We start from the raw sequence: 13,798 nt of genomic DNA, 5'->3' as shown, positions 1-13,798 counted from the left end.
CGCCGCCCCGATAGCCAGCCAAATCTTTTCTCGACGGGCCCCGGTGTCAAGGACCGCGAAGCGGCCGGCGAAGCCGGCGGCCGAAGGCCGTCCTTGACTCCGGGGACCGTCGAGAAGACCATCAGAGAACGGGTCGGCGGCCCACCCCAACCCCGAAGAAGATCACCCAACAAAGATGCAAAAGATGTGCCCAGCAGGATCCGCATAAGCACGCAGCGGCTCATCCGGATCGTCAGACCGATCAAGCCGGAGCGAAGCCCCCAACCCGAGCACACGAGCATGCTCAGCATCGAGCTCCGAGACAGAACCGACGACGGTGTCGAGATGCATGTGCTTGACCGCCCCAGGAGCAGGCCAGTCTGACGGTGCCATCTCAGACTCGTCGACCCGGTTGAACGCAAGAGCGCGACGCCCGTCGGGCCAGGTGAGCACAAGCCAGTCGTCGTCCCCAGGCTCCTCGTCGCCCGGCCGGTAGACCAGGCCGAGGAGCTGGCGGTAGAACTCGGCGAGGCGGCGTACGTCGGTGGTGTCGAGGACCGTGTGGAGGAGCTCAGCCACGGACGGAACCCCAGCCGACCCAGCGGGGCGTGGTGCTCCGGTAGGAGTCGTACGCGTCGCCGAAGCTCCACGACAGGGCGTGCTCCTCCGCGGGGATCTGGGTGCGGTCGATGACGGCGACGAAGGCCGCGACTGGGATGAGCGGAAGCCAGCCACCGCGGAGGACGGCGTGGGCGGTGAGGAGACCGGCCATGCCGACGTACATCGGGTTGCGGGTGTAGCGGAATGGCCCGTCGGTGACGACGGCCGTCGCGCCCTCAGGCTCGAGCGGGTTGAAGGTGGTGTCCTTGTGCTTGAACGCCCGGGCGGCACCGCCCGCGACGTAGACCGAGCCGGCCGCGAGAAGGCCCGCCGCGACGGAACGTACAACGGTCGGTCGGCGACCCCGAGCGAGCAGATGCTGGGCGGCCAGGCCCACGGCGACATAGACGGGCGGCGGCACCTTCGGCATGCGGTCCACCGTAGCCCGGCCCCGAAGGTCCGCACCCCCTCTTTCTTGGGTAAAGAGACGTTCAGTGCAGCAGCGCGCGGACCAGGCGCTCGGCGACGTCCGGAGCGGGCTCGGTGCGCTCGAGGGAGTAGAGCACGAACCCGCCGACCAGGGCACGTACGAACTCCTTGACCGGGAGGTCGGCGGGCAGCTGGCCGGCCGCGACGGCGGCCTCGATCCGGGTGGAGACGGTGGCGGTGATGCCGAGCGCGTCGTTGAGACGGGTGCCGATGTCGGGGTTCTCGCAGGCGGCCGCGACGAGCGAGCGGACGAGGCCGTCGTTGCCGGGCTGGGCGACGAGGTCGATGAGGCTCTGCATCCAGGCGATCAGGTCGACCCGGATGTCCCCGGTGTCGGGTACGACCGGGTGGTCCGGCAGCAGCAGGTCCTCGATCAGGGCGTCGGCGACGACCGCGCTCTTCGAGGACCACCAGCGGTAGATCGTCTGCTTGGAGACACCGGCCTCGGCAGCGATGCCCTCGATGGTGAGGTGGTCATAGCCCTGGGTGGCGAAGAGCCGGCCGGTTGCGTCGAGGACCGCCATGCGAGCCTCTTCACTGCGTACGGCACCTCGACGGCGCACTCCTGCTGACGCTGGCATGAACGGCATCCTAAGAGCCCGTGGCATCTCATGGCCACGGCACAGGTGTGACACATCACTCGCTCAGCAGCCCTTGTCCATAGGCGTACAGGTGATTAACTGGACGCACCGTTGCGAATTACCGGAGGGATGCCGCCATGGCGGAGCTGTTGTATCGATTGGGGAAGACGGCCGCGCGCCGCGCCTGGCTGGTGATCCTCGCCTGGGTGCTCGCGCTGTCCGGCGCCGCCGGGGCGTACGTCGCCTGGTCCGGCGAGCTCACCACCAGCTTCGACATCCCCGGACTGCCCTCGTCCGAGGTCGTCGACGAGCTCCAGAAGGGGCTGCCCGACCTGGCCGGCGGCTCCGGCACGATCGCCTTCCAGACCGAGGACGGCACCCCGCTCAGCGCAACCCAGAAGCAGGAGATCCGGGCGCTGATCACCAGCGCCGAGGACCTCCCCGACGTCGCCGCGGTCACCGACCCGTTCCAGACCGAGGCCCAGCGCGCGGCCCAGGCCGAGAAGGTCACCGAGGGCCAGGCCAGGCTCGAGGCCGGCCGCGCCCAGCTCGACAGCGCCCAGGCCAAGCTCGACAAGGCCCAGGCCGACCTCGACTCGGCTCGCACTCAGCTGCAGGCCGCCGGGATGCCGACGACCCAGCTCGATGCCCAGCAGGCCGCCCTCGACAAGCAGCAGGCCAAGCTCGACGACAGTGCCGCCGACCTCGAGGCCAACACCGCCAAGGCCGAGAACGGCGCCGAGCTGCTCGAGCTCTCCGAGGAGATCCGGATGGTCTCGGCGGACGGTTCGGCCGCCCTGGCGAACGTCGCCTACTCCGTCGGCCGGCTGGAGATGTCCGAGGAGACCAAGAAGGCCACGGTCGACCACTTCACCGACAACCCGATCGACGGCGTCGAGATCGGCGTCTCCTCCGACATCTCCCAGGAGGCGCCCAACCCGATGGGTCCCGGTGAGATCGTCGGCGTCGGCGTCGCCGCGATCGTCCTCCTGGTCATGCTCGGCACGATCATCGGTGCCGGCGTCCCGCTGGTCACCGCGCTGACCGGCGTCGGCATCGGTGCGCTCGGCGCGCTCTCCCTCTCCGGCGTCGTGCAGATGGCCTCGATGACCCCGATCCTGGGCCTGATGCTCGGCCTGGCCGTCGGCATCGACTATTCGCTCTTCATCCTCAACCGGCACCGCAAGCAGCTGCTCCACGGCTCCGACGTGAAGGAGTCGATCGCGCTCGCCAACGGCACCGCCGGCACGGCGGTCGTCTTCGCCGGCTCCACCGTCATCGTCGCGCTGGTCGCCCTCAACATGACCGGCATCCCGTTCCTCGGCCTGATGGGCTCGGTCGGCGCCGCCTGCGTCGCGATCGCCGTCCTGGTCGCGATCACCCTGACCCCGGCCATCCTCAGCCTCGTCGGTGGCCGCATCGTCTCCAAGCGCGCCCGGAAGAAGGTCTCCAAGCAGGACGCCGCCGAGGCCCACGCGAAGCCGATGCCCACCTGGCGCGCGCTGGTCACGGTCGTCGCCTCCGTGGTCGCCCTGCTCGCCCTCGCGGTCCCCGCCCTCGACATGCGCCTGGGTCTGCCCGACGGTGGCTCCGAGCCCGAGGGCTCGCTGGCCAAGACCGCCTACACGATCACCGAGGACAGCTTCGGTGCCGGCGCCAACGGCCCGCTGCTGGTCGCCGCCGAGCTGCCCGACGGCCTCAACGAGTCCGGCATCCAGCGGGCCCAGCTGACGGTCGCCAAGGCGCTGGCCGACCTCGATGACGTACGCGCCGTGGCTCCGGCCGCGGTCTCTGAGGACGGTCGCACGGCGGCCTTCCAGGTCGTCCCCGAGGAGGGCCCCAACAGCGTCTCGACCAACGAGCTGGTCAACGCGATCCGGGACATGCCGGCAGTCAACGGCGACATCACGCTCGGCGTCGCCGGCGCCACCGCGGTCGCGATCGACGTGTCACAGGGGCTCAACGACGTACTTCTCCCCTACCTCGGCGTCGTCGTCGGCCTCTCGCTGCTGATCCTGATCCTGGTCTTCCGCTCGATCCTGGTCCCGCTCATCGCGACCGGTGGCTTCGTGCTCTCGCTGCTGGCGACGTACGGCCTCGTGGTCGCGGTCTTCCAGAAGGGCATCGGCGCCGAGTGGATCGGCATCGACAGCACCGGACCCATCCTGAGCTTCCTGCCGATCCTGCTGGTCGGGATCCTCTTCGGCCTGGCGATGGACTACCAGCTGTTCCTCGCCTCCGGCATGCGGGAGGCGTACGTCCACGGTGCCCCGGCCCGCGTGGCCGTCGCCCAGGGCTTCCGTGCCGGGCGTTCGGTCGTGATCGCGGCCGGCCTGATCATGGTCTCCGTCTTCGGCGGGTTCATCTTCGCCGAGTCGGTGATGATCCGCTCGATGGGCTTCGGGCTCGCGCTCGGGGTGCTGCTGGACGCGTTCATCGTCCGGATGCTGCTGATGCCCGCGCTGATGCACCTGCTCGGTCGCTCCGCGTGGTGGCTGCCGAAGTGGCTCGACCGGATCCTGCCGAACGTGGACGTCGAGGGTGCCGGGCTCGAGCGCGCCCATGGCGCCACCGCTGTCGGCGAGGCCACGGTCAAGCGGGACAAGGTCTCGGTCTGAGGAGGCCGTGACCGTCGGTGGCGGCCGATAGGGTCACACCCGTGAGTGAGACGAACCCGGAGCTGGATGTACTGCGCCGCGTCTTCGGCTACGACGAGTTCCGCGGCGAGCAGGCGGAGATCATCGGGCACGTCGCCGGCGGCGGCGACGCGCTGGTCCTGATGCCGACCGGTGGCGGGAAGTCGCTGTGCTACCAGATCCCGTCCCTGGTGAGACCTGGGACCGGGGTGGTCATCTCGCCGCTGATCGCGCTGATGCAGGACCAGGTCGACGCGCTCTCCGCGCTCGGCGTGCGCGCCGGCTTCCTCAACTCCACCCAGATGCCCCACGAGCGACAGCAGGTGGAGAAGGCGCTCCTCGCCGGTGAGCTCGACATGCTCTATCTGGCCCCGGAGCGGCTGCGGGTTCCCGAGACCGGGCGGCTGCTCGACCAGGCCAAGATCTCGCTCTTCGCGATCGACGAGGCCCACTGTGTCTCCCAGTGGGGTCACGACTTCCGGCCCGACTACCTGCAGCTCTCCCACCTGCACGAGCGCTGGCCGGAGGTGCCGCGGATCGCGCTGACCGCGACCGCCACCGCGGAGACCCGGCGCGAGATCGCCTCCCGGCTCAACCTCGAGGACGCCCGCCACTTCGTGGCCTCCTTCGACCGGCCCAACATCCAGTACCGGATCGCCCCGAAGGACAAGCCGGCCAAGCAGCTCCTCGACCTGATCCGCACCGAGCACCCCGGCGAGGCCGGCATCGTCTACTGCCTCTCGCGCAACTCGGTCGAGCGCACCGCCGCGACCCTGGTCGGCGCCGGGATCCCCGCGCTCCCCTACCACGCAGGTCTCGACGCCAGGACCCGCGCGCAGAACCAGTCCCGCTTCCTGCGCGAGGACGGCATCGTCATGGTCGCCACGATCGCCTTCGGGATGGGGATCGACAAGCCGGACGTACGCTTCGTGGCCCATCTCGACCTGCCCAAGTCGGTCGAGGGCTACTACCAGGAGACCGGCCGCGCGGGGCGCGACGGACAGCCGTCGACCGCGTGGCTGGCCTACGGGCTGGCCGATGTCGTCCAGCAGCGGCAGATGATCGAGACCTCCGAGGGCGACCGGACCCACAAGCACCGACTCGGCCAGCATCTCAACGCGATGCTGGCGCTGTGCGAGACCGTTGACTGCCGGCGGGTGCAGCTGCTGCGCTACTTCGGCCAGGCCGCCGAGCCGTGCGGCAACTGCGACACCTGCCTGGCCACGCCGGAGTCCTGGGACGGCACCGTCCCCGCCCAGAAGGTGCTCTCCACCGTCATCCGCCTCGACCGCGAGCGCAACGGGCAGCGCTTCGGGGCCGGTCAGATCGTCGACATCCTGCGGGGCAAGGAGACCGAGAAGGTCCGCCAGTTCCGCCACCACGAGCTCTCCGTCTTCGGGATCGGCACCGACATCGCCGAGAGCGACTGGCACTCCGTCATCCGACAGCTCCTGGCCCGCGAGATGCTCGCCGTCGACCCCCGCTACGGGGTCTTCTCGGTGGCTGAGGCCGCCGGGCCGGTGCTCCGCTCGGAGCAGCAGCTGATGCTCCGCAAGGAGCCGCCGCGGCAGGCCCGTCGCAGCTCCGGGGAACGGAAGCCGAAGGTGGCCGCCGCCGACCTCTCGCCGGAGGCCGCCGAGGTCTTCGAGCGGCTCCGGGCATGGCGCGGCGAGGTCGCCAAGGAGCAGGGCGTGCCTGCCTACGTCGTCTTCCACGACGCGACACTCCGCGAGATCGCCACCCGGCTGCCGGCCAGCCGCGACGAGCTTGGCACGATCAGCGGGATCGGCGAGGCGAAGCTGGAGAAGTACGCCGACGGCGTGCTCGCCGCTCTTTAGGCCGCGAGCTTCTCGGTCCGCTCGTAGCTGGCCGGCACGAGCGGGCGTTCCGCGGCCAGCGTCTGCTCCTCACGTTCCCGGGCGGCCGCCTCGGTGTCCCACCAGACCAGCAGCCGCAGCAGCAGGCCACCGGTGAGCAAGCCAGCGAAGAGGTCGCTGGCCCAGTGCCAGCCGAGGGTGTAGGAGACCGCGACCGCGTTCAGCGCGATCAGGCCGACGCCGACCGCGAGGAGCCGCACCGTGGTCCGCGAGGCAGCGGTGTAGCGCGCGATCAGGTAGACGGCGGTGCCGTAGACCAGGACCGCCTCGGCAGCATGCCCGGACGGATAGCTGATCCCGTGCCAGCCGTCCTTCAGGATCCCGCCGGCGAAGAACTCCGCGTCCTGCTCGGTGGGCGCCGGTCGCGCGAGCAGCACCTTGGAGCCGCCGACACCCACGTAGAACGCCGCCTCCGCTGCCACCGCACAGATGATCGGCCGCCAGCTGCGGCGCCGGTGGGCCACCACGACCGCGACGGTGACCAGCACCGGCAGACAGACCGCTTGGCCTGCGATCGGATCGAGGACGTGCTGGAGGACGTACTGCACCTGCGGCGGCAGCATCCGGCTCCAGTACTCATGGCCGTGGGTGTCGAGATGCTGCAGCGGTCCGGCGGCGAGGACGGTCAGGAGCAGCAGCGCCCCGCCCAGCGCGGATATCGATATGAGCCTCCGAGATCGGTTCACAGTCACCCGACGCTAAATGCCCCGAGCCGCTGCCGTCGAAGCCGGGTTCGCTGCGGGTGGCCTTCGTCACCTCGCTAGGCTGCGCCGCGATGAACTCTGAGGTCTGGTACGTCAGCTATGGATCCAACATGTGCAGAGACCGTCTCGGCGCCTATCTCCTCGGTGGCCAACCGGTGGGCGCGCTGCGGTCCTACGTCGGCGCACGTACGCCGGAGATGCCGGTCGACGACGTCGCCGTCGACCTCCCCGGGCGGCTCTACTTCGCCGGTGAGTCGAGGACGTGGACCGGTGGGGTGGCGTTCTACGACCACGACGCGCCGGGGTCGTGGACTGCTGCCCGGGCCTTCCGGATGACCGCCGAGCAGTTCGCCGACATCGCCGCCCAGGAGATGGACCGGCTGCCCACCCCGGGCGACCCCATCGAGAGGGTCGTCATCGACGGGCTCGAGACCGGCCGCCACGAGGCAGGCCCGGGGCACTACGAGACCCTGATCGAGGTCGGACGTCGCGACGGCCTCCCGATGCTGACCTTCACCGCGCCGCACGGCTTCGACGCCGTCCCGCACACCCAGCCCTCGGCGGCGTACGTCTCGATGCTCGTTCGCGGGCTCGAGGAGTCACGCGGCTGGGACCGCCGACAGGCCGAGGCGTACGTCAGGGAGCGCTGCTGAGCGCCTCGCGCAGCAGGCGCACGGCCTTGGGCCCGACGCCGTGGATCGTCAGCAGGGCGTCCAGGTCGTCCGGCAGGTCCGACAGCGTGCGGTAGCCCGCAGCGAGCAGAGCCCCTGTCGCGGGGCGACCGATCTTCACGCCATCGAAGACCGGTCCCGCGTCGTTCGTCGTCGACATGCGGCCAGGCTACGGCCCAGGGGCCATGCAGCGGCGGACGCCCGGCTAGCCTGCCCGCATGAAGATCGGACAGGCGGACGAGCGCGCGCTCCTCGAGGGAATGGTCGACATCCAACGGGACGAGATCAATGCCATCCTCGAGGACCTCGACGACGAGGAGGCGCGCCGGAGGCTGGTCCCGTCGCTGACCACACCGTTGGCGCTGGTCAAGCATGCGACGTTCGTGGAGAAGGTGTGGTTCCACGCCAGGGTCGCGGGTGTGCCGCGCAAGGAGATCGGGGTGCCCGACACCGTCGAGGAGAGCTTCCTGCCGGATCCCGAGGACACAGTCGAGTCCGTCCGGGCTGCCCACCGCGCGGCCTGCGAGCGTTCCCGCGAGGTCGCCGCCGGACGTGAGCTGGACGAGCAGTTCGAATGGCACGGCAACTCCGTGACGCTGCGGTTCATCTACGCGCACATGATCCAGGAGCTCGCCCGCCACGCAGGGCACGGCGACATCCTCGTCGAGCAGATCCGGGCAGGGCGCTGACCAAGGACTGCCCGCACCGGCGTCTCCTCAGATGTCGACGACGAGGTCGCCCAGTGGTGTCGAACAGCAGGGCAGGAACTTTCCGGCGGCCACCTCGCGCGGCCGGATCCCACCGGCATGGTTCATGTCGACCTCGCCGGAGACGAGGGTCGACTTGCACGTGCCACACATGCCCTGCACGCACGATGACGGCAGGCGTACGCCGGCGGCCTTCACGGCGTCCAGGACGGTCTCGTCCGGGGCACACTCCAGGTCGCGGCCACTGCGCTGCAGCCGGATCCGGTACGCAGCCCCGGCCGCCCCGTCCGCGGCCGGCGCCTCGACCTCAAGCGGCTCGGTGAGGACGAAGCTCTCCTCGTGCCACCGCGCGGACTCGCCACCCAGCGCCTCGAAGGCCGTCCGCGCCGCCCCCATGTAGCCAGCCGGGCCGCAGCAGAAGACCTCGCGTCCGCCCAGGTCAGGAACCAGTTCGGCGAGCTGTCCAGCGCTCATCAGCCCGGTCGGCCCGGACCAGGAGGCATCGGGCTGGTCGACGACCCACACGATGCGTACCCCGTCATGGGCGGCCGCCAGGGCCTCGAGCTCGGGCCGCTCGATGAGGTCGGCCGGTGTACGCGCGTGGTGGACGACGACCACGTCGGTGGTCTCGGCGAGGTCGGCGAGCGTTCGCAGCGTCGAGAGGGTCGGGGTGATCCCGCTGCCGCCGGAGAGGAGCAGGTAGGACGACGCGGGGTGCTCCCGTACCGAGAACCCGCCCATCGGACCGCTCGCCCGCAGCCGGTCACCGACGACCAGCCGATCGTGGAGCCAGTCGGACATCGGCCCGTCGGGCACCCGCTTGACGGTGATGGTGAGCAGGTGCGGGCGGGTCGGTGGCGAGGAGATCGTGTAGCACCGCTCGACCGGCTCACCGTCGATCGACGCACGAAGGGTCAGATACTGCCCCGGTGCGAAGGCGAAGCTCTCGCCGCCGGTCGGCTCGAGGGTCACCTCGACCACGTCGTGGGTCACCCGGCGCACCCGACGGCACCGCAGCTCACCCTCGAACGGCCGCTCCTCGGGCAGGATCCCGGCTCCCAGCGGGGACGGGACCGCGTGGAGCAGCGCCGGCGCCGGCAGCGGCGCCACCTCGACGGGCCAAGGCTCAGTCATCGGCTCCACCTGTCTGCGCTCCACCGGTCTGCGCTTCCGATCGGATCTGGGCGTCGTACCAACGCACGAAGTCGTCGACCTGCCGCTCGGCCTCGTTGTAGGGCCCGGGGAGGTAGGCCGGGTCGGAGACCCCGAGCTGGGTGTTGCGTACGAACTCCGCGTCCTGCTCGTTGGTCGCCCGCCACACCGCGGTCAGGGCCTCGACGTCGTAGTCGACCCCCTCCACCGCGTCCTCGTGGACGAGCCAGGTCGAGCGGACCAGGGTGCGGTCGGGCGAGAGCGGCGTGACCGAGAAGGTCACCACGTGGTCGGCGAGCAGGTGGATCCAGGCGTTGGGCTGGGTGTGGAAGGTGCAGCGCCCGAGCTGCGAGTCGTCGAGGTCGCCCAGGAGCCGGCCTACCAGCCGGGACCCGTCGATGCTGAACGACTCCCCCGCCCCGTCGAGCGGCTCGCGCTGGATCCGGAAGCCGAACCGACGATCGGCGAGCTCCTCGATCAGGGCGTACGGCATCCCGAGCGCGTCGCAGCGCCGCGCCAGATCGGCCTCGGCGAAGAGATAGCGGTCATGGTCCGCGCGGAGCCGGTCGGGGATCTGGTCCTCGCGCAGCCCCCAGGTCGGGAAGAAGGTGCAGATCAGCTCGGGGTGCCCGCCCTCGCAGTGGTAGCACTCCCGGTTGTTCTCCATGACCAGCTTCCAGTTGCCCGCCTCGACCAGGTCGACCTGGGCAGCAACCTTTGCCCGGTCGAGACCGTGCGGGGTCAGGTAGTCGCGGACCTGCTCGGCGACCACGTCCAGGTCACCGTCCGGCTCGGCGGCCAGCGAGCAGTAGAGCAGCCCGCCGACCTCGCGCAGCGCGACCGGGCGCAGGCCGAGGCAGGCGGTGTCGATGGCCGGCGAGAGCTGGGGCGCGTAGCGGAGCGAGCCGTCGGTGGCGTACGTCCAGCTGTGGTAGCCGCACACCAGATTGCCGACGCTGCCGTGCCCCGGTGCGACCAGCCGGGAGCCGCGGTGGCGGCAGACGTTGTGGAAGGCGCGCACCTGCTCGTCGTCGTCGCGGATCACCAGCACCGAGGAGCCCGCGACGTCGAAGGAGAAGTAGTCGCCGGGCTCGGGCACCTCGGCGACGGTGCCGACGAAGAGCCAGCGGCGCCGCCAGAGCAGGTCGACCTCGCTCGCGAAGACGTCGGGGTCGGTGTAGAGAGCACCCGGCAGCGAGTGACCAGGTGTCCTGCGGTCGAGGTGGTCGAGGATTCTCGTACGTCGGCCGGCGAATGGTTCGCCGACGAGTTGGTCTGTCATCCATCGCTCCCAGGAAGATTCAGAAAGGTTCAGTGGGGGGTCAGATCGTCAGGCACAGCCGCAGCGCGTCGTAGACCGCGGCATGGACGTTCCGGCTGGCGACCGCGTCGCCGATCCGGAACAGCTGGTAGCTGCCCGCCGCATTGCGGGACACCGTCTGCGACGCGCCGGTCAGCAGCGCCGCCTGGTCGACCTCACCGAGGTTGATCGAGCCGGGGACGAGGTCGTGGTAGAGCTCGTCGTTGGGGGTGGTCCCGTGCTCGACCACGACGTGATCGACGTGTCTCTCGACCTCAGCACCTTCTGCGTATTCGCTGGTCAGAGTGGCGATGAGCCGGTGCCCGGAGCCCGCCGGAGCCCGGCGCACGGCGGCCAGTCTCCGGGCCACCGTCAGGGTCACGTCGTGCGCGGCGAAGACCCCGAGATAGGCCGGGCTGTTCATCGAGCCGACCGAGATGCCGACCGTACGCTCCGGGGTGACCAGCTCGACCTGAGCGCCCAGCGTCGCCAGGTGCTCGGCAGCGTCGAGCGCGGGCTCGGCGCCGTTGTCGTCGTAGACGAGGACGGTGCCGTTCCCGGGAGTCAGGGTCCCGTCGAGCACGTCCCAGGTGTCGCTGACCAGCTCCGCGCCCACCGGGACGCAGGAGCGGTCGGGCACCCCGCCGGTGGCGACGACCACGACATCCGGGTCGAGGCCCCGCACGAGGTCGGCGTCGGCGTAGGTGCCGAGCCGGAAGTCGACGCCGCTGTGCTTCGCCTCGGCGACGCGCCAGTCGACGATGCCGATCAGGTCGCGGCGGTGGCTGGTCGAGGAGGCCAGCAGGAGCTGCCCACCGGGCCGGTCGGCGGCCTCCAGGACGGTCACGGCGTGACCGCGCTCGCCCAGGACGCGAGCGGCCTCGAGACCGGCGGGCCCGGCGCCCACGACGACGGCCCGGCGGGTTCGCGGGGCCGGGGGCGTGAGGTGGGGCAGCGACTGCTCCCGCCCGGTCGCCGGGTTGTGGATGCACTTGGCGTCCCCGGACTCGTAGATCGCGTCCAGGCAGTAGCTCGCCCCCACGCACGGCCGGATCCGGTCCTCCTCGCCACGGGCGACCTTGGCGACCAGGTGCGGGTCGGCGAACTGCGGCCTGGTCATCCCGACCAGGTCCAGCAGCCCCTCCCGGATGGCGTAGCGCGCGGTCGCGACGTCGTTGATCCGGGCGGCGTGCATGACCGGGACATCCACCCGGCGGCGTACCTCTCCGACGAAGTCGAGGAAGGGCGCCGAGGGGGTGCCCATCGATGGGATCACCGCCGCGAGGCGGGCGTCGGTGTCGAGACCTCCCTTGATGACGGAGAGGAAGTCGACGCCGGCGCCGACGTAGCGACGCATCACCTGCTCGGTGTCGTCCAGGCCGAGGCCCGAGGGCAGGTCCTCGTCCATCGCCATCCTGACGCCGACGAGGAAGTCGGTTCCGACGGCGGCCCGGATCGCGTCGAGCACCCGCAGAGGAAAGGCGAGCCGGGCCTCCGGATCGCCCCCGAACTCGTCGTCGCGGAGGTTGGTAGCCGGCGAGACCCAGGCGTCGAAGAGATGGCCGTAGGACTGGACCTCGATCCCATCCAGCCCAGCGGCCTGGCAGCGCGCGGCCGCCTCGGCGTAATGCCGCACGATCCGGTCCACGTCCCAGGCCTCGGCGACCTTCGGGAACGACCGGTGCTGCGGCTCGCGCAGCCGAGAAGGGTAGACGAGCGGCAGCCAGTCGCCGGTGAAGTTGCTGGTGCGTCGGCCGAGGTGGGTGATCTGGCACATCACCGCGGCGCCTGCTTCGTGGACGTCGTCGGCGAGCCGACGCAGCCAGGGCACGACCTCGTCGCGATAGAGCAGCATGTTGCCGAAGGCCGGTGGGCTGTCGGGCGATACCACCGCGGACCCGCCGATCATGGTGAGACCGACCCCGCCGCGCGCCTTCTCCAGGTGGTAGAGGCGGTAGCGGTCCTTCGGCATCCCGTCCTCGGTGTAGGCGGGCTCGTGGGAGGTGCTCACCACGCGGTTGCGCAGGGTGAGGCTCCGGAGCTGGAAGCTCGCCAGAAGGGGATCGGTGCTGGGGGCCACAGGACCAGCGTGGCGCCTCGGCACTGTTCAAGAAAAGCGCACGTTTCCGCTATTTACCGTGCGATTCCATTGCACAATCGAAGCATGATCGATCAGCGGCTCCAGGTGCTGCGGGTGCTCGCCGAGCGCGGCACCGTCTCGGCCGCCGCCGCCGATCTCGGCTATACCCCCTCCGCTATCTCCCACCAGCTGCGCACGCTCGCCCGCGACGTGGGCGCGGAGCTGCTGGTGCCGGAGGGCCGCGGCGTACGTCTCACCGGGGCCGCGCTCACCCTGCTCGAGCGCAGCCACGACCTGTTCACGCAGTGGGAGGAGATCCGCGCCGACGTACAGCAGGCCTCGGGAACCTCCCGTGGCTACCTGCGGATGGCCGGCTTCTCCACCGCCGCCTCGGCGCTCCTGCCGCCAGCCGCGGTGGCGGTCGCCCGGGAGTTCCCGCAGTCGACGATCAAGATCATCGAGGCGGATCCCGAGGTCTGCTTCGACAAGCTGCTGGCCGACCAGGTCGACGTCGCCGTGGTGGTCAACATGTCGGAGCTGCCGCCGACCGCCGACCCGCGGTTCGAGCAGGAGCGGCTGATGGAGGACGCGCTCGACCTGCTGGTCCACGCCGACAGCCCGCTCGCCGCTCGGTCCCGCGTCCGGCTCGCCGACGCCGCCGAGGAGCACTGGATCATGGAGCATCCCGGCCGCCCCTACCACCAGCTGGTGACCGCCGCCTGCGCCGCGGCCGGGTTCACCCCCGAGCACGCCCACGAGGTGGTCGAGTGGGACACCGGCGCTGCGCTGGTCAGCGCCGGCTTCGGCGTCGCCCTGGTCCCTCGCCTCGCCCGGATCCCGAACGCCGCCGGCCTGGTCCGGATCCCGCTGCGTGGCGAGGCGAGTCCGGTGCGGCACGTCCGGACCAGCGTACGCAGCGGCACCTCGCGCCAGCCCGAGATCGCCTGTGCCCTCGCCGAGCTCAGAAGGGTGGCGACCTCCCTGGCCGAGCTGGACGCAGGTTAGGCAGCGTCTCGCCCACC

General features: G+C 70.6%; 13 protein-coding genes. 5 read left to right on the top strand and 8 right to left on the bottom strand.

The features are described from left to right. Positions 1–162 precede the first annotated feature (162 nt). The 3 genes from ABTW65_RS18235 to ABTW65_RS18225 form a co-directional block, all read right to left on the bottom strand. Positions 163–558, bottom strand: coding sequence for a VOC family protein (locus tag ABTW65_RS18235; protein WP_350662574.1), 396 nt, complete (start codon positions 556–558; stop codon positions 163–165). Further along, on the bottom strand, positions 551–1,009 hold the full coding sequence (locus ABTW65_RS18230) for a methyltransferase family protein (protein ID WP_350662572.1): 459 nt from the start codon (positions 1,007–1,009) through the stop codon (positions 551–553). Before ABTW65_RS18230 ends, ABTW65_RS18235 begins: the two co-directional genes overlap by 8 nt. A gap of 61 nt (positions 1,010–1,070) precedes the next feature. Continuing rightward, a complete protein-coding gene (locus ABTW65_RS18225) occupies positions 1,071–1,649 on the bottom strand; it encodes a TetR/AcrR family transcriptional regulator (protein WP_350662570.1) in 579 nt (192 codons plus the stop codon). 137 nt (positions 1,650–1,786) lie between these two features. Between ABTW65_RS18225 and ABTW65_RS18220 the strand changes: the two genes are divergently transcribed. Together ABTW65_RS18220 and recQ are read left to right on the top strand one after the other, a co-directional pair. Further along, positions 1,787–4,267, top strand: coding sequence for an MMPL family transporter (locus tag ABTW65_RS18220; RefSeq protein WP_350662568.1), 2,481 nt, complete (start codon positions 1,787–1,789; stop codon positions 4,265–4,267). Between the two features lie 41 nt (positions 4,268–4,308). Beyond that, the gene (recQ, locus tag ABTW65_RS18215) at positions 4,309–6,123 is read left to right on the top strand and encodes a DNA helicase RecQ (protein ID WP_350662566.1); all 1,815 of its coding nucleotides are present in this window, start codon (positions 4,309–4,311) and stop codon (positions 6,121–6,123) included. Here the strand turns inward: recQ and ABTW65_RS18210 are convergent. After that, the gene (locus ABTW65_RS18210; protein ID WP_350662564.1) at positions 6,120–6,848 is read right to left on the bottom strand and encodes a phosphatase PAP2 family protein; all 729 of its coding nucleotides are present in this window, start codon (positions 6,846–6,848) and stop codon (positions 6,120–6,122) included. The genes recQ and ABTW65_RS18210 overlap by 4 nt on opposite strands. Before the next feature lie 89 nt (positions 6,849–6,937). Here ABTW65_RS18210 and ABTW65_RS18205 point away from each other — a divergent pair, with 89 nt between their 5' ends. After that, entirely contained in the window at positions 6,938–7,519 is a 582-nt protein-coding gene (locus tag ABTW65_RS18205) for a histone deacetylase (RefSeq protein WP_350662562.1), read from the top strand. Here the strand turns inward: ABTW65_RS18205 and ABTW65_RS18200 are convergent. Continuing rightward, positions 7,503–7,697 carry a helix-hairpin-helix domain-containing protein gene (locus tag ABTW65_RS18200; protein WP_350662560.1) on the bottom strand — a complete coding sequence of 65 codons (195 nt, stop codon included), beginning with the start codon at positions 7,695–7,697 and terminating at the stop codon, positions 7,503–7,505. The two genes, ABTW65_RS18205 and ABTW65_RS18200, sit on opposite strands and share 17 nt — an antisense overlap. A 58-nt stretch (positions 7,698–7,755) precedes the next feature. Here ABTW65_RS18200 and ABTW65_RS18195 point away from each other — a divergent pair, with 58 nt between their 5' ends. Continuing rightward, entirely contained in the window at positions 7,756–8,226 is a 471-nt protein-coding gene (locus ABTW65_RS18195) for a DinB family protein (protein WP_350662558.1), read from the top strand. Between the two features lie 27 nt (positions 8,227–8,253). On the opposite strand, the gene ABTW65_RS18190 is transcribed toward ABTW65_RS18195, so the two are convergent. Genes ABTW65_RS18190 through ABTW65_RS18180 form a run of 3 tightly spaced genes read right to left on the bottom strand, consistent with a single transcriptional unit; the run spans position 8,254 to position 12,776 of the window. Continuing rightward, positions 8,254–9,378 carry an FAD-binding oxidoreductase gene (locus ABTW65_RS18190; RefSeq protein WP_350662556.1) on the bottom strand — a complete coding sequence of 375 codons (1,125 nt, stop codon included), beginning with the start codon at positions 9,376–9,378 and terminating at the stop codon, positions 8,254–8,256. Beyond that, positions 9,371–10,678, bottom strand: coding sequence for an aromatic ring-hydroxylating oxygenase subunit alpha (locus tag ABTW65_RS18185; protein WP_350662553.1), 1,308 nt, complete (start codon positions 10,676–10,678; stop codon positions 9,371–9,373). Before ABTW65_RS18185 ends, ABTW65_RS18190 begins: the two co-directional genes overlap by 8 nt. A gap of 40 nt (positions 10,679–10,718) precedes the next feature. Next, positions 10,719–12,776, bottom strand: a complete 2,058-nt coding sequence (locus tag ABTW65_RS18180) for an oxidoreductase (RefSeq protein WP_350662551.1) — start codon at positions 12,774–12,776, stop codon at positions 10,719–10,721. Positions 12,777–12,860: 84 nt separating this feature from the next. Between ABTW65_RS18180 and ABTW65_RS18175 the strand changes: the two genes are divergently transcribed. Next, on the top strand, positions 12,861–13,781 hold the full coding sequence (locus ABTW65_RS18175; RefSeq protein WP_350662549.1) for a LysR family transcriptional regulator: 921 nt from the start codon (positions 12,861–12,863) through the stop codon (positions 13,779–13,781). Positions 13,782–13,798 lie beyond the last annotated feature (17 nt).

This window comes from Nocardioides sp. NPDC127503 (genome assembly GCF_040302165.1).
In the GTDB taxonomy this organism is placed as follows: Bacteria; Actinomycetota; Actinomycetes; order Propionibacteriales; family Nocardioidaceae; genus Nocardioides.
This window is presented reverse-complemented; position numbering and strand designations above follow the sequence as displayed.